The organism is Streptomyces sp. NPDC001220 (assembly GCF_053597895.1).
On the sequence record NZ_JBSFJE010000020.1, the window covers coordinates 1 to 16,630 of the forward strand.

Here is a 16,630-nt window from a genome sequence, read left to right on the forward strand (position 1 = left end):
AGGAAACATGCTCGACGAGCTCATACATGACGTCGAGGGTGGCCGCCCCACAACCGGGCTCAGCTCTTCCGGGGGCTGCCGACGCCCGACGACCACGCCCTCGCCGTTGTCCAGGTGGCCGAAGAAGCCTGCGGAGAAGCAACGGTCGCCGCACCGGGGGCCGTACAGCCGTCCTGGACACCGGCGGCGCTCTTGCAGGCCCGGCGCGGATTGCCGGTGCGCGGGTCGAGACGCCGAACCCGAACGCCCCCTTTCCTCCCTTTTCTTCTCCGCTCCGCGCTCCGCCCACGGCGGAACTTCCGGGGAGACTGCGGCTTTTGCCGCGCACATCTCGCACTCCCCCGCCCCTCGCGCGGTCAACTGGTGCCCGAACTGACGACTCTTGCCCGTTTTGTTCATCGACTGTTGGGCAATACGAAAGCTCTGCACAGGAGTTCAGGGCAGGGTGTGACCAGGTGGACGTCCGTATTGAGACGGACGGGCCTGCCGAGGTTCGGCTCCCGGTGATTAGGCTGGGAGGGGGGCGCGACGTCAGGACCGTGAACAAGACGTCGGTGCCCCCGCGGGGGAGAGCCGGTGGATCGGACTACCTCAAACGAATACGGATGCTGAGAACGACACGACATGGTCGTCGCGCCGGCACGGCATGAGGGTGCTCGACCACACCAGGAGGAACTGTGAGCAGCGATCGGGACGGGATCCGCGGGGGCTGGGCCACACCCGGCGAAGACCAGCCCGACGCGGAGTCACTCAACGAGATGACGGGCGAGTTCACGATCGACTACGCGCCGCCCGCCTGGTACACGCAGAACGCGGCGGGCGGCCCGGGAGCGGCCGACGGCGCCGAGGGCGCCGGCGGACCGGGGTCCGGCGACCGGTCCGGTGCGCCCGGCGGGACAGGGGCGCCGGGGTCCGCCTCCGGTACGCCGCCTGCCGCGCAGCCCCGTTCACCGTTCCCGCCGGGGGCGCCGATCCCCGGGCTGACTCCCCCGCCGCATGCCCAGCAGGGGGGCGGAACGCCGGGTCCCGGTGGTCCGTTCACTCCCGCGCCGACGTCGGCTCCGGGAGCACCCTTCACCCCGCCGCCGACGGCAACGCCCGGGGCACCGTTCACCCCGCCGCCCGCCGCGACGCCGGGAGCACCCTTCACCCCTCCGGCCACCGCCACGCCGGGCGCACCCTTCACGCCGTCGCCCACCGCCACTCCGGGAGCGCCCTTCACGCCGCCGACCGGCTCGGCGCCGGGTACGCCGTCGGCGTCCGCGCCTGCCGCCGGGCCGGGGGCGCCGTTCACGCCGCCCACGTCAACGCCCGGAGCCCCGTTCACTCCCGCCCCCGCGTCAACTCCGGGAGCACCCTTCACCCCTCCGGCGACGGCAACGCCCGGGGCACCCTTCACTCCGGCGCCCACCGCGACTCCGGGAGCACCGTTCACTCCGGCGCCCACCACCACTCCGGGTGCGCCCTTCACGCCGGCCGCCCCGAGCGCGGACGCGGGGGCGCCGGCCGCTCCGCCGGCGCCGGTCGCCGCGCCGTTCACCCCTGCCGCACCGCCCGCGGACGGCGCGGCCGCCGTGCCGAAGCTGCCGGTCGGTTTCGAACCGCAGCGGGCGGCCGCCGAGGAACCGGCGCCGGAGCCCGAACCGGACAACGGTGACCTGGAGAGCGGGGCGACGATGCGGTTCTCCGCCGGCGCGCTGAAGCGGGACATCGCCGAGGCCGCCGAGCGGGCGGCCGCGGCCGAGGACGCGGCCGCCGAACAGAGCCGCGCCGAGGACGAGGACGAGGTCCGGGCCGAAGGCGGCGCCGACGAGGAGGAGCGGTCGGCGGCCGATGTCATCGCGCTGCTGGTCGACTCCGGCGCCGAGGCCGCGGACGGCTCGCCGCACGTCGACGGCGACGAGACCGGCACCGAGGACGAGGCCCCCCTCGACGACGCCGACTCCGGCGGTACCGCCGAGACCGGCGAACCCGCCCAGGAGGCCGCCCCGGTGGACGACACCGACGAGGACGAGCCCCAGGACGCCTTCGCCGACACCGATGACGCCGATGACGCCGATGACGCCGGCGAGTACGACGGTGCCGAGGGCGAGGCGCACTCCGCGTCCGACGATGCCGCCGACGCCGTGGCCCCCGGGGACACCGCCGAGCCCGCGGACGCACACGCCGCGCCGCAGGACGCCGTAGCCGCCGTCCCGGCGCCCCAGGACGCCGTAACCACCGCGCCCGCGCCGCAGGACGCGCCCCCGGCTCCCGAGGCCGCCGCGCAGCCCGCCGCCTGGACTCCCCCGCCTACGCCGCCCACGCCCCCGACGCCGCCGGCCGTGGTGCCGCCGCTGCCGCCGTCCTACCAGCCCGCGGCCCCCGCACCGGCCGCCCACTGGCCGGCCCGGTCGGCACCGTCGGAGCCGGCGCCCGGTCAGCCGCAGCCCCCGCAGGCGCCCGCACAGGGTCCCGCGGGCGGGCCCGGGCAGCAGCCGGCGTTCCAGCCGCCGCAGGCACCGCAGCCCGCGCCCGCCGCCTGGCACCAGCCCCCGGCCCAGCAGTCGGGCGCCCCGTTGCCGCCGCAGGCGCAGGCCGGTTACGGCTTCCCGCAGCCCGCCGCCCAGCCCCCCGTCCCCCCGGCCGAACAGCCGCAGCAGCCCGACGCACCGGGCGGTTACGGCTACCCCGGCGCTCCCGTGCCCCAGGCGCCCGCGCCCGCCGGTTACGGCTTCCCGCAGCCGGCCGCGCAGCCCCCGGCGCCCCAGGCCCCGCCCGGCGCTTACGGCTTCCCGCAGCCCGGCCCGCAGCCGCAGGCCTCCCAGGACCCGCGCGCCGCCCAGCCCGTCCAGCCGCCGGCCCAGCCGCCCGCTCCGGCCCCGTACCCGGAGCAGCAGGCCCCCCAGCCCCCGGTCGACCCGCGGGTCGGTGCCGCCTGGCCGCAGCCCATGCAGCACGACCAGCGGCAGATGACCAACCCCGGTGCGGCGCCGCTGGGTTACACCGCGGCCGTGGAGCTGTCCTCCGACCGGCTGCTCAACAACAAGAAGCAGAAGGCGAAGAGCGGCCGGCCCGGTGCCGCACCCTCGCGGTTCAAGCTCGGCGGCAAGAAGGAGGAGGCCGAGCGGCAGCGGAAGCTGGACCTGATCCGTACGCCGGTGCTGTCCTGCTACCGGATAGCGGTGATCAGCCTCAAGGGCGGTGTCGGCAAGACGACCACGACGACCGCGCTCGGCTCCACCCTCGCCACCGAGCGCCAGGACAAGATCCTGGCCATCGACGCCAACCCGGACGCCGGCACGCTCGGCCGCCGGGTGCGCCGGGAGACCGGCGCCACCATCCGTGACCTGGTCCAGGCGATCCCGTACCTCAACTCCTACATGGACATCCGGCGGTTCACCTCCCAGGCCGCGTCCGGCCTGGAGATCATCGCCAACGACGTCGACCCGGCCGTCTCGACCACGTTCAACGACGAGGACTACCGGCGCGCGATCGACGTCCTGGGCAAGCAGTACCCGATCATCCTCACCGACTCGGGTACCGGTCTGCTCTACAGCGCCATGCGCGGGGTGCTGGACCTCGCCGACCAGCTGATCATCATCTCGACGCCGTCGGTGGACGGGGCGAGCAGCGCCAGTACGACCCTGGACTGGCTGTCCGCGCACGGGTACGCCGACCTGGTGTCGAGGTCGATCACGGTGATCTCCGGAGTTCGCGAGACCGGCAAGATGATCAAGGTCGAGGACATCGTGCAGCACTTCGAGACGCGCTGCCGGGGTGTCGTGGTCGTGCCCTTCGACGAGCACCTGTCCGCCGGTGCCGAGGTCGACCTCGACATGATGCGGCCGAAGGTGCGCGAGGCGTACTTCAACCTCGCGGCGATGGTCGCGGAGGACTTCGTGCGCCACCAGCAGATGCACGGCCTGTGGACCAGCGACGGCAACCCGCCGCCGGTCGCCGCCCCGCCGATGCCGGGCCAGCCGCTGTCCGCCCAGCAGTACGCCCCGCCGCAGGCCCCGGGCCAGCAGCAGCCGTACGCGCCGGGACAGCCGTACCCGCAGCAGCCGTACCCGCAGCAGCCCTATCCGCAGCAGGCGGGCCAGCCTCTCCAGCAGGAGCTCTACGGACAGCCCCAGCCCGGGGCCCAGCCCCATCCGCAGCAGCCGGGCCAGCCGTATCCCCCGCAAGGGCAGCAGCAGCCGCAGCCCGGCTACGGCTATCCGCAGCCCGGCGCCCAGCCCCCCGCCCCTCCGGCCCCGCCCGGCGGCTACGGCTTCCCGCAGCAGCCGCAGCAGGGCCGGCCCCAGCCGCCGCACCCCCAGGAGCCGCCGCAGCCTCCGCAGCAGTAGCCGAAACGCCGAAGGGCGGCCGGTGCCTCACCGCACCGGCCGCCCTTCGGCGTAGAACCGAACCCCTGGAAGAAGCCCTGGTCAGGCGTCCTCGGCCGCGACCAGCTCACGGCACTTCTTGACATCCTCGGCCATCTGCTCCAGCAGCGCGTCGAGCGAGTCGAACTTGGCCTGGCCGCGGACGAAGGCCAGGAAGTCGACGGCGACATGCAGTCCGTACAGGTCGAGGCCGACGCGGTCGATGGCGTACGCCTCCACCGTGCGCTCGGTGCCGTCGAACTGCGGGTTGGTGCCGACGGAGATCGCGGCCGGCATCACCTCGCCCTGGGCGTGCAGAAAGCCGGCGTAGACGCCGTCGGCCGGGATCGCGGTGTGCGGGAGCGTTTCGACGTTGGCCGTCGGGAAGCCCAGCTCACGGCCGCGCTGGGCGCCGCGTACGACCACGCCCTCCACCCGGTGGGGGCGGCCCAGGATCTCCCGGGCGCCCGCCATGTCACCCTCGGCGACCAGGCGCCGGGTCAGGGTCGAGGAGAACGGCTCGCCGCCGCCCGCCTCGCCGCGCACGTACAGGTCGACGACCTCGACCTCGAAGTCGTAGACCTTGCCCTGCTCGGCGAGGAACTCGACATTGCCCGCGGCCTTGTGGCCGAAGCGGAAGTTGGGACCCTCGACGACGGCCTTGGCGTGCAGCTTGTCCACCAGCACCTTGACCACGAACTCGGCAGGCGACAGCCGCGAGAACTCGGTGGTGAAGGGCAGGATCAGCACCGCGTCCACGCCCAGCTCCGCCATCAGCTCGGCGCGGGTGTGGTGCGGGGCGAGCAGCGGCGGGTGGCTGCCGGGGCGGACGACCTCGCTGGGGTGCGGGTCGAAGGTGACGACGACCGCCGGAATGCCCAGCTCACGGGCGCGGTCCACGGCATGCCGGATGATCAGCTGGTGACCGCGGTGCACCCCGTCATAAGAACCGATGGTGACGACGCTGCGCCCCCAGTCCTCGGGGATGTCCTCCAAGCCACGCCAGCGCTGCACTGTGACCGCTCCTCGAACCTGTGTCCGTTGTCCGTCTTACGCAGGTCTAAGGGTGCCATGTTTGCCGGACCCGTCTCACACCGGCACGGTCGCTGTGACCTGGCGCACGTGTCCGGCGCCTCACGCGGGCACCCGGACACCGGCCAGGTTGCCCAGCATCCGCCGGGTGCTGGGCCCCACCACGGCGGCCCATTCCTCCGGGGTGTCGGTGAGCCAGCGGGCCATCAGGGCGGCGAATCCGGGCACGTGCCGGCCCAGGTCGACCAGTCCGCGGTCGAACCGGGTCGCCCCGTCCGGGGTGCGGACCAGCAGCAGACCGGTGCGCCTGACCAGCTCACGCATCTGGTCGCCGTCGTCCTCGCGCTGTACGGCGGCCGCGTGCAGCAGCGCGTCCAGGACACCCGGATCCCGCTCGTGAGCGAGCAGGAGCTCCAGCAGTTCCCGGCGCAGCGGGCGCGAGACGGGGGTGCCGGCCGCGCCCAGGACGGTGGCCAGAGCCGCCCGGACCGGTTCGGGGCCGTCCTCGAGCAGCCCGGTGACCAGCGGCAGCAGGACGGCGCGGGCCCCAGGGCCCTGTTCGAGGCGGCGCTCGACGAACCCGGCCACCTGCCCGGCGGTCTCCGGGCGCAGCTCGACGGCCTCGAGGACCAGCTCGGTGACCCGGTGGGCGAGGGCCGGTGCGGTGACGTCGGCGAGGGCGCGCAGCACCTGTCCGGCGCCGGGCCCGCGCAGCCTGCTGCGGAAGGCCTCCAGGACGTCGTCGGGGTGGGTGGCCAGGGCGGGGACCAGGGCGCTCGGCGCGAGCTGCGGGTCGCCGGTGGCGAAGTGCCCCAACGCCTGCGGGAGATGGCGGGCCCGGGTCCGCGGGTCCCGGACCAGCAGCGCGAGGGCGCCGCCGTGCAGGGTGCAGTCGGCGGGGCGGGCGAGCAGGGCGAGCGCGGCGTAGCGGAGCAGTTCACGGTCGGGCTCGGTGCGGACGTGCGGGGCGGCGCGCAGCCCGTGGGCCACGGCGGCCACCCGGCGGGCGGGGCGCTCGTCGTGCGCCCAGCGGTCGACGGCCCGGCACACCGCGGACGGCTCGTCCTCGGCGAGCACGGCGAGCAGTTCGTCGCCCCGCCGGTGCGCGGCGTCGACCAGCACCTCGGTCAGATCGTCCAGCGCCCGGTGCCGGTGGGTGTGCAGCAGCGCCTGGGCCGCGGTCGCCACGGTGGCGTGTGGCATCGCGGGCAACGGCCGCTCGTCGTCGAACCACCGGGTGAGATACGGCTGTACGGCGGCGGGGTCGGCGGCGAGCAGCCGGGCTACGGCGTCCAGGTGGCGCGGGGCCGTGCCCTCGGGGGCCTCCCCCGTCGGCCGGGCCCCGAAGCGGCCGAGGCCCGCGGTCTCCGGGAGCGGCTCGTCCGCGCGCACCAGCCTCCGCAGCAGATCGAAGCGTTCGGCGTCGGGCAGGGTGAGCGCGGTCCAGAAGTCCGGCCCGAACTCGGTGGCCGCGGTGCGCTGCCGGCCCACGACCCGGTCGGCGAGCAGCCGCAGCACCCCGGTGTACGGCGTGGCGTCGGGCAGCCGCAGCAGGGTCTGGGCGAGCAGCCGGGCGGCCCACCAGGAGCCGGGGTCGAGGTCGAGGGCGTGCGCCAGGTCGTTGAGCCGCGGGGCGAGTTGGGCCGGCCCGTACTGGCGGTCGAGGAGCAGCAGCGCCTGGACGACCGGTCCGACCCGGTGGTGCGGCACGGGCAGGGGGTGGGCGCTCCGGGCGGTCCGGGGGCGGTGGACGAGGGCGTGCAGGGCCTCGTCCAGGTCCAGGTGCATGCCCTGGATCCAGTCGGCGAGTTCCTCGTGGGCGAAGCGGTAGCCGCCGCCCGCCGGGACCAGCAGGCCCTCGGTGAGCACGGCGGAGGCCCAGCCGGAGCCGCCGCCGAGGTGGGCGGGGACGGGCCCCCAGGGGAACACCTCCTCGAACGACTCGCGGTCCAGCTCGCCCAGGCCGGGTCCGAGGCTGCGCCGGGCGGCCTCGTGCACCTGGCCGGAGACGCGGGCGGCGAGCCGTCGTACGGCCGTACCGCGCAGGCCGTTCTCGGCGGCCAGCCGTACCGCGATGCGCAGGCACAGCAGGTCGAGGTGGGCGGCGAAGACGTCGTGCCGGTCGATCGGGCCGTCGGCGGGGGCGTCCGGGAGGGCTGCGCGGACCTCGGAGAGCAGGCGCAGGGTCAGGGGGTGGCGGGCGTCGCGGTCGGTGAGGGCGCCGTCGGGCACGCCGTAGCGGGAGCGGGCGCGGCGGGCCTCGTCGGGGGTGAGGTCGGCCAGCCGGACGCAGGAGGGGTTACCGGTGCCCCGGTGCAGCAGGTCGGGCGGGAACTCGGCACCGGCCCGCTCCCAGTACTCCTCGCGGCAGGCGACGAGGAGCCGGGCGCCGGTGTCGCGCAGCCATGCGGCGGTGCCCGCGGTCCATGCGGAGAGCCGGTGGGCGAGGACCGGTGGCATCTCCTCCGGGCCGTCCAGCAGGAGGAGGAGCGGCCGTCCGGCCCGGGTGGCGAGCCGGGCCAGCCGCTCCACGGTCAGTTCGCCCAGGTCGCCCGGGAGTTGGGAGCGGGAGGCGGCGACGATCCGGACCGCGCGCTCCAGGGCGCGGCGGGCCGCGTCGGCGACGGAGTCGTCGGCGTCCTTGAGGTCGGCGCCACGGAGCCAGAGGGTGGGGGCGGGGTGCGGTCCGCGGTTGCGGCGGGCGGCGAGGGCGGCGAGTTCGGTGGTGCGGCCGGTGCCGGGGGCGCCGACGAGGGCCAGGACGGTCCCGTTGGCCTTGTCGGTTCCGGTGTCTTCGGCGAAGGCCGCCAGCTCCTGAGCGGTTGCCGCTCGCTCGACCGGCTGAACCGGGTCTGTGTGTTCGCCGGCGAGTGCCGTGAAAGGTGGTGGAGCGTCTGCGGGCGCGTGGGGGCTGGTCGCGCAGTTCCCCGCGCCCCCGCGGGGCGCTCCGGTGCGGCCCACATGACCGGCCAGGGTGCCCGGGGGGCCGTCCTGGCCCACCGATGTGGCTGTCAGTTCCAGGATGCCCGCGAGGTTGAGGTCGGTGCCGTAGGCGGGGACCGTCGCGGCGTTGCGGCGGAGGAGGTCGGCCAGGGGGGTGCTGTCGGGGTGGTGGAGCGAGACGGCGAAGCCCACGTCCCGCTGGCCGGACTGGAGGGCGGTGCCCAGCACACCGAGGACCGCGCCGGTCTCCGCGTCGAGGACCGGGCCGCCGGCCGCCCCGCCGCCCAGGCGCAGCGCGTCCCGGCCGGCCGTGCCCATCGCCAACTCCAGGGCTTCGTGCAGGAGATGGAAGCGGTCGGTGGCGGTGTACGTCACCTGGGTCGCGGCCAGTACCCGGGCCTCGCGCCAGCGGTCGGCGGCGATCCGGACGTAGGTTCCGGCCGGGATCCGCTCCCGTACCGTGATCGGCAGCGGGTCCACGCAGAGGCCCTCGGTGCGGATCAGGGCCAGGTCGTGGGCGGGCAGCGGGGTGACCGCGTCCGAGTCGACCACGCAGGTGCGGTCCCCGGCCGCGTGCAGCACGATCCGGGCCAGCCCGTCGACGGCCTCGTGGCTGGTGACCAGGGTGCCGTGGTGGTCGGCGAGGAAGCCGGTGCCGCGCGGGCGCCCGGCGAGGTCGCGGACCCGGACCAGCCGGTCGTCGGGCTCCGGCCAGGTGTCCGGCCGTGCCTCCCGCGCACTGTCCGCCGTGCGGCGACCGCTCCCGGTCCGCGGGCCCCGTCCCGCCATGATCGAACCTCCCCGCCCGTACATCCGTGCCCTTGGGCCCTTGAGCTCGACGGTAGGCGCGAAATGATCAGCGGGACAGAGCGGGTGGCGAACGCGCCCCCCTCCGCTCCCCCGGTTCACTCCGAGCGCCTGCTCGGTCGGGTGAATAGCCCGGGACAGGTGGATACACCCTAGGGGTGGGGGAACCGAGGGGGGACCGTGGAGCGGCGGCGGCGCCAGACCCCGTGGTCGCCGCTCCACGGGCACACCGGACGGTCAGCCGAACACGGCGAGGCTCTTGGCCTTGCCCTTCTGTTCCTCGACGAGCACGAGGAAGCGCCCCTGGGGGTCGAACACGGCGACGGGACCGACGCCGGCGTACTCCTCGGGCATGTCGATCCGCACCCCGTTGGTGAGCAGACCGGCCCGTCTGGCGTCGACGTCCCAGCGCGGGAACGCGGCCGCGGCCGCCTCGGCGACCGGCATCACGGTCAGCTCCTGCTGGAGCTGGTCGAGGGTGCGCGCGGAGTCCAGCTTGTACGGTCCGACGCGCGTCCGGCGCAGAGCCGTGAGGTGGCCGCCGACGCCCAGGTCGGCGCCCAGGTCGCGGGCGAGGGCACGGATGTAGGTGCCGGAGGAGCAGACCACCGAGACGACCAGGTCGAGCACGGGGGTGCCGTCCTCGGCGACGGCGTCCCGGACGTCGTAGACCGTGAACGACGAGACGGTCACCGGCCGGGCCGGGATCTCGAAGTCCTCGCCCTCCCGGGCGCGCTTGTACGACCGGACACCGTCGATCTTGATGGCGCTGACCTTGGACGGCACCTGCATGATGCGGCCGGTCAGCTTGGCGATGCCGGTGTCGACGGCCTCGCGGGTGACCCCGGAGGCGTCGGTGGACGAGGTGATCTCGCCCTCGGCGTCGTCGGTGAGGGTGTTCTGCCCGAGGCGGACGGTCCCCAGGTACTCCTTCTCGGTGAGGGCGAGATGCCCGAGGAGCTTGGTCGCCCGCTCGATGCCGAGGACGAGGACGCCGGTGGCCATCGGGTCGAGGGTGCCGGCGTGCCCGACGCGCCGGGTGCGGGCGATCCCCCGCATCTTGGCGACGACGTCGTGCGAGGTGAAGCCCGACGGCTTGTCGACGATGACAAGGCCGTCGGGCGGGGTGGGCTTGCTGGTCATTCGGTGGCGTCGTCCGTCTCGTCGGCGTCGGCGGCGATGTCCGTCTCGTCGTCGGAACCCGGCTTCCGGTACGGGTCCGCTTCACCGGCGAAGGCGGCGCCCGCGGAGACCTCGCGGACCTTCGCGTCCGAGGCCCGTGCCTTGTCGAGCAGGTCCTCGATGGTCTTCGCGGTGTCCGGAAGGGCGTCCGCGACGAAGGTCAGGGTCGGCGTGAACTTCACGCCCGCCGCGGCGCCGACCGCCGAGCGGAGCACGCCCTTGGCGCTCTCCAGGCCCGCCGCGGCCGCTGCCCGCTCCTCGTCGTCGCCGTACACCGTGTAGAAGACGGTCGCCTCCCGGAGGTCACCCGTGACCCGGGTGTCCGTGATGGTGACGTGGGTGCCGAGCCGCGGGTCCTTGATCCCACGCTGCAGCTTCTGGGCCACCACCTCTCGGATGAGGTCCGCCAGCCTCTTGGCACGCGCGTTGTCGGCCACTGGTCCGTCTCCCGTTCTTTCTTCTGTGTCGTTCTCAGGTCTAGTCGTCGTCGCCGTGGAAGCGCCGTCGGACGGACAGCAGCTCCACCTCGGGGCGGGCGGCGACCAGCCGTTCGCACCGGTCGAGCACGTCGGTCAGGTGCGCGGCGTCGCCGGAGACCAGGGCAAGGCCGATGCCGGCCCTGCGGTGAAGGTCCAGGTGGTCCACCTCGGCCGCGCTCACGGCGAACTTCCGCTGGAGTTCGGCGACGATCGGGCGGACGACGGAGCGCTTCTCCTTCAGCGAATGGATGTCGCCGAGGAGGAGGTCGAAGGACAGAGTCCCCACGTACATGTATGTATCCGGTTCACCCGCCGGTACGGGATCGATGGCCCTGTCAGGAACGGTACCCCGTCCCCGGCGGGGGCTCGACCGACTTTCCCGGCCGCAGGCGGCCGGGAAAAGCGCCGGCCGACGGAACCGAAGTCCCGTCGGCCGGCACCAACCGTCGGGTTACACCCGCGGCTTCTCGCGCATCTCGTACGTCGCGATGACGTCGTCGATCTTGATGTCGTTGAAGTTTCCGAGGTTGATACCGCCCTCGAAGCCTTCCCGAATCTCGGTGACGTCGTCCTTGAAGCGGCGCAGACCGTCGATGTTGAGGTTCTCCGCGATGACCTTGCCGTCACGGACCAGGCGCGCCTTGGTGTTGCGCTTGACCTCGCCGGAGCGGATGAGAACACCCGCGATGTTGCCCAGCTTGGACGACTTGAAGACCTCGCGGATCTCCGCCGTACCGAGCTCGACCTCTTCGTACTCCGGCTTGAGCATGCCCTTGAGGGCCGCCTCGATCTCCTCGATCGCCTGGTAGATGACCGAGTAGTACCGGACGTCCACGCCCTCGCGCTCGGCCATCTGCGCCGCACGGCCTGCCGCGCGGACGTTGAAGCCGATCACGATGGCGTCCGAGCCCATCGCCAGGTCGATGTCCGACTCCGTGACCGCACCGACGCCGCGGTGCAGGACGCGGATGTCGACCTCTTCGCCGACGTCCAGCTGGAGCAGGGACGACTCGAGCGCCTCGACGGAACCAGAAGCGTCACCCTTGATGATGAGGTTGAGCTGCTGGACCTCGCCGGCCTTGAGCACCTTGTCCAGGTCCTCGAGGGAGACACGGCGCGTGCGCTTGGCGAAGGCCGCGTTGCGCTCACGGGCGGCACGCTTCTCGGCGATCTGACGGGCCGTACGGTCCTCGTCGACCACCAGGAAGTTGTCGCCGGCACCCGGGACGTTGGTCAGACCCAGGACCTGGACCGGCGTCGCCGGCCCGGCCTCGGCGACGTTGTTGCCGTTGTCGTCGAGCATGGCGCGGACGCGACCGTAGGCGTCGCCCACGACCATCGTGTCGCCGACCCGCAGGGTGCCTCGCTGGACGAGGACCGTCGCCACGGCACCACGGCCGCGGTCGAGGCGGGACTCGATCGAGATGCCCTGCGCGTCCTGGTTCGGGTTGGCCCGCAGGTCGAGCGAGGCGTCGGCCGTCAGGACCACGGCCTCCAGCAGGGAGTCGATGTGCAGACCCTGCTTGGCGGAGATGTCGACGAACATCGTGTCGCCGCCGTACTCCTCGGCCACCAGCCCGTACTCGGTGAGCTGACCGCGCACCTTGGTCGGGTCGGCGCCCTCGACGTCGATCTTGTTGACCGCGACGACGATCGGGACGTCGGCCGCCTTGGCGTGGTTGAGCGCCTCGACCGTCTGCGGCATGACGCCGTCGTTGGCCGCGACGACCAGGATCGCGATGTCGGTCGACTTCGCACCACGGGCACGCATGGCGGTGAACGCCTCGTGACCCGGGGTGTCGATGAAGGTGATCTTGCGCTCTTCGTCGTTGACCTCGGTGGAGACCTGGTAGGCACCGATGTGCTGGGTGATGCCGCCGGCCTCGCCCGCGATGACGTTCGTCTTGCGGATGGCGTCGAGGAGCCGGGTCTTACCGTGGTCGACGTGACCCATGACGGTGACGACCGGCGGACGGACCACCAGGTCGTCCTCGTCGCCCTCGTCCTCGCCGAACTCGATGTCGAAGGACTCGAGCAGCTCGCGGTCCTCCTCCTCGGGGCTGACGATCTGGACCGTGTAGTTCATCTCGCCGGCGAGGACCTCGAGGGTCGCGTCGGAGACGGACTGCGTGGCCGTGACCATCTCGCCGAGGTTCATCATGACCGCGACGAGGGACGCCGGGTTGGCGTTGATCTTCTCGGCGAAGTCGGTGAGCGACGCGCCGCGGGAGAGACGGATGGTCTCGCCGTTGCCGCGCGGCAGCATCACGCCGCCGACGCTCGGGGCCTGCATGGCCTCGTACTCCTGGCGCCTCTGCCGCTTCGACTTGCGACCGCGACGCGCCGGACCGCCGGGACGGCCGAAGGCGCCCTGCGTGCCACCACGGCCGCCGGGACCGCCGGGACGCCCGCCGAAGCCGGGACGACCGCCGCCGCCACCACCGGGACCGCCGCCGAAGCCGCCGCCACCGCCGCCGGGACCGCCGGGACGACCGGCGAAGCCGCCGCCGCCACCGCCCGGACGGGCGCCGCCACCGCCGCCGCCGGGACGACCGGCGAAGCCGCCGCCGCCACCGGGACGACCGGCGCCGCCGCCGGGACGACCCGCACCGCCGGGACCGCGACCGCCGCCACCGGGGCCGGGACGCGGGCCGGCAGCGGGACGCTGCGGCATCATGCCGGGGTTCGGACGCGGACCCGCGGAACCGCCGCCGGGACGCGGACCGCCCTGCGGACGGGGCATGCCGGACGGGCTCGGACGGGAACCGCCGGGAGCCTGGGGACGCGGGCCGCCGCCCTGGGCGCCGGGCGCCTGGGGACGGGGAGCACCGCCGGGACCGCCGGGGCCGGGACGCGCGCCGCCCTGCGGGCGCGGGGCCTGCGGGCGGGCCATGCCGGTGGAGCCACCGGAGGTGAAGGGGTTGTTGCCCGGACGCGGACCGGCCGGACGGGCACCGCCCGGACGGGGGGCGCGCTCACCGGGACGCTGGCCGCCCTGACCGGGACGGGCCTGGCCCTGTCCCTGACCGGGGGCGGGACGACCGCCGGGGCGCGGGGCGCCCTGACCCGGACGGGGAGCGCCACCGGGACGCTGGCCCTGTGCGGCGGCCGGGCTCTGCGCCGGGGCGGCCGGAGGGGCCGGCGGGGCGGTGAACTCGGGCGCGGCCGGGGCCGGACGCGGAGCGGGCTTCGGGCCCGGGCGCGGGCCGGAGGCGGCCGGCGCGGGGGTGACCGGAGCCGGAGCCGGAGCCGAGGGCGCCGCCGAGGCCGAGGCCGCGGGGGCGGGCGCCGCAGGGGCCGGCGGCTGCGGGGCGGCCGGACGCGGCGCGCCCGGCTTGGGTGCACCACCCGGGCGTGCCGCCTGCGCCGGAGAGGGCGCGGCGGGCCTGGGGGCAGCCTTGCGCGGGGCGGACTTGCCGTTGCCACCGCCCTGGAAGGCATCTGTCAGCTTGCGTACAACGGGCGCCTCGATCGTCGAGGACGCCGAACGGACGAATTCACCGAGTTCCTGGAGCTTGGCCATGACGACCTTGCTCTCAACCCCGAACTCCTTGGCGAGTTCGTATACCCGGACCTTAGCCACTTCGCTCCTTTTAGGTCCGGGTGTGTCCGGACCGTCGCTACTTCATGGGCGTACTCATCGCGTGCTCATCGAGTGCTCATCGCAATCTCGACCTACTTCCAACTCGCGGGGTACCAGAGCCGCACGGACGTTCCGTACGACGCTTCTTACGGTGTTACTGCTCGACGTAGGGGCGCAACGCCTTTACGTCCAGCGGACCCGGGACGCGGAGCGCCCTCGGGAGTGCCCGGCGGCGCACCGCCTGGTCCAGACAGACCTGGGCGGGGTGTACATATGCACCCCGGCCGGGCAGCGTACCGCGAGGATCGGGGACACATTCGTCCTCGACCGCCACGATCCGCAGCAGTTCGGTCTTGGCCGCTCGCTGCCTGCACCCCACACAGGTGCGCTCAGGGCATGCGCGGGCACGCGTCCGGCCAGACACTGCTAAGTCTACCTCCCCGCACCGACCTCACCCCTTCGGGGCAAAGATCGAACGGCTGTTGTCGTAATCCAAGCGACCTGCGGCTTGGAACTATTCCCCTCGTCCGGGTGAACCCCCGACGAGGGGAAGAGTGCTCTACTCGGACACCTGTTCGGTATCCGGTCGGATGTCGATCCGCCAGCCGGTGAGCCGGGCGGCGAGACGGGCGTTCTGCCCCTCTTTGCCGATCGCCAGTGACAGCTGGTAGTCGGGCACGGTCACCCGGGCGGACCGGGCCGCCAGGTCCACGACCTCCACCTTGGAGACCCGGGCCGGCGACAGCGCGTTCGCCACCATCTCGGCCGGGTCGTCCGACCAGTCGACGATGTCGATCTTCTCGCCGTTCAGCTCGCCCATGACATTGCGGACCCGGCCGCCCATGGGGCCGATGCAGGCGCCCTTGGCGTTCAGGCCCGAACGGGTGGAGCGGACCGCGATCTTCGTGCGGTGACCGGCCTCGCGGGCGATGGCGGCGATCTCGACGGACCCGTCGGCGATCTCCGGCACCTCCAGCGCGAAGAGCTTCTTCACCAGTGCCGGGTGGGTGCGGGACAGCGTGACGGAGGGTCCGCGGACGCCCTTGGCCACCCGGACGACGTACGAGCGCAGCCGCATCCCGTGCGGATAGGTCTCGCCGGGCACCTGCTCCTGCACCGGCAGGATGGCCTCCAGCTTGCCGATGTCGACGAGCACGTTCTTCGGATCGCGGCCCTGCTGGACCACACCGGTGACGATGTCGCCCTCACGGCCGGCGTACTCGCCGAGCGTGGCGTCGTCCTCGGCGTCCCGGAGCCGCTGCAGGATGACCTGCTTGGCGGTGGTGGCGGCGATCCGCCCGAAGTCCGACGGGGTGTCGTCGAACTCGCGGGGTGCCTGCCCCTCCTCCAGGTCCTCGGGGTCCTCCTTCGCCCACACGGTCACATGCCCGGTCTCCCGGTTGAGCTCCACGCGCGCGTGTCGGCGGCTTCCCTCGGTGCGGTGGTAGGCGATGAGGAGGGCCGACTCGATCGCTTCGACCAGCAGGGAGAAGGAGATCTCCTTCTCCCGAACCAAGCCCCGCAGGGCACTCATGTCGATGTCCACGGCTACGCCTCCTCTTCTTCCGTCATGTCCTTCTTGTCCTTGCGGTTGAACTCGACCTGCACACGTGCCTTCTCGATGCCGGCGAAGCCGAGTCTGCGGCTGGTGGCCTTGCGGCCCTTGACGCCGGGCACTTCGAGATCGAGGCCCTCGTCGTCGACGTCCAGGATTCTCGCGACCAGTTCCCCGCCCTCGGCCAGCTGGAATCTCACCAGGCGGTCCACGGCACGCACGTAGTGCCGGTGTTCGGTGAGGGGGCGCTCCGCGCCCGGGGTGCCGACCTCGAGGGTGTACTCGCCCTCGCCCATCGCGTCGCTCTCGTCGAGCTTCGCCGAGAGCTCACGGCTCACATCGGCGATCTGGTCCAGGTCGGCCCCGGTGTCGGAGTCGACGACCACGCGCAGCACCCTCTTGCGTCCGACGGAGTCCACGGCGATCTCTTCGAGGTCCAGGCCCTGAGAGGTGACGAGCGGTTCCAGGAGCTCTCGCAGCCTCTCGCTGTGGGTCGTGCTCATCCGGGTGACTCCTCGGCCGCGTGTGCTGTTGTGGGTTGGGTCGCGTGTCTGGTCAAAGGGTATCCGGTCGTGAGGAGTGTTGCCGTCCACCCGGGTACGGACGGTGCCGATGAGTGGCTTCGGACAGGTGCGCGGGTACGGTGATCACGGGCGGGTCCGTCCCGTGTCCCATTGCTTTCGCGTTTCTTCGTTTCCAG

General features: G+C 73.5%; 10 protein-coding genes. 1 reads left to right on the plus strand and 9 read right to left on the minus strand.

The window, feature by feature from the left end:
- Positions 1–677: 677 nt before the first annotated feature.
- Entirely contained in the window at positions 678–4,331 is a 3,654-nt protein-coding gene (locus tag ACWDGI_RS36770; protein ID WP_450766701.1) for an SCO5717 family growth-regulating ATPase, read from the plus strand.
- Positions 4,332–4,412: 81 nt separating this feature from the next.
- Here ACWDGI_RS36770 and ACWDGI_RS36775 read toward each other — a convergent pair whose 3' ends face one another.
- The 9 genes from ACWDGI_RS36775 to rimP form a co-directional block, all read right to left on the minus strand.
- Positions 4,413–5,363, minus strand: coding sequence for a bifunctional riboflavin kinase/FAD synthetase (locus tag ACWDGI_RS36775; RefSeq protein ID WP_450766703.1), 951 nt, complete (start codon positions 5,361–5,363; stop codon positions 4,413–4,415).
- A 120-nt stretch (positions 5,364–5,483) separates the two neighbouring features.
- A complete protein-coding gene (locus ACWDGI_RS36780) occupies positions 5,484–9,113 on the minus strand; it encodes a trypsin-like peptidase domain-containing protein (protein ID WP_450766705.1) in 3,630 nt (1,209 codons plus the stop codon).
- 255 nt (positions 9,114–9,368) lie between these two features.
- Positions 9,369–10,274, minus strand: coding sequence for a tRNA pseudouridine(55) synthase TruB (truB, locus tag ACWDGI_RS36785; protein ID WP_450766707.1), 906 nt, complete (start codon positions 10,272–10,274; stop codon positions 9,369–9,371).
- Positions 10,271–10,750: a 30S ribosome-binding factor RbfA gene (gene rbfA / locus ACWDGI_RS36790; RefSeq protein ID WP_450766709.1), complete on the minus strand. Its 480-nt coding sequence runs from the start codon at positions 10,748–10,750 to the stop codon at positions 10,271–10,273. The genes truB and rbfA overlap by 4 nt, the downstream gene beginning before the upstream one ends.
- Before the next feature lie 40 nt (positions 10,751–10,790).
- Positions 10,791–11,084 carry a DUF503 domain-containing protein gene (locus tag ACWDGI_RS36795; RefSeq protein WP_450766711.1) on the minus strand — a complete coding sequence of 98 codons (294 nt, stop codon included), beginning with the start codon at positions 11,082–11,084 and terminating at the stop codon, positions 10,791–10,793.
- A 159-nt stretch (positions 11,085–11,243) separates the two neighbouring features.
- Positions 11,244–14,375, minus strand: a complete 3,132-nt coding sequence (infB, locus tag ACWDGI_RS36800; protein WP_450766713.1) for a translation initiation factor IF-2 — start codon at positions 14,373–14,375, stop codon at positions 11,244–11,246.
- A gap of 154 nt (positions 14,376–14,529) precedes the next feature.
- Positions 14,530–14,799, minus strand: coding sequence for a YlxR family protein (locus ACWDGI_RS36805; protein ID WP_362572456.1), 270 nt, complete (start codon positions 14,797–14,799; stop codon positions 14,530–14,532).
- Between the two features lie 135 nt (positions 14,800–14,934).
- Entirely contained in the window at positions 14,935–15,921 is a 987-nt protein-coding gene (nusA, locus tag ACWDGI_RS36810) for a transcription termination factor NusA (RefSeq protein WP_450766715.1), read from the minus strand.
- 2 nt (positions 15,922–15,923) lie between these two features.
- The gene (rimP, locus tag ACWDGI_RS36815; protein ID WP_450766717.1) at positions 15,924–16,433 is read right to left on the minus strand and encodes a ribosome maturation factor RimP; all 510 of its coding nucleotides are present in this window, start codon (positions 16,431–16,433) and stop codon (positions 15,924–15,926) included.
- Positions 16,434–16,630 lie beyond the last annotated feature (197 nt).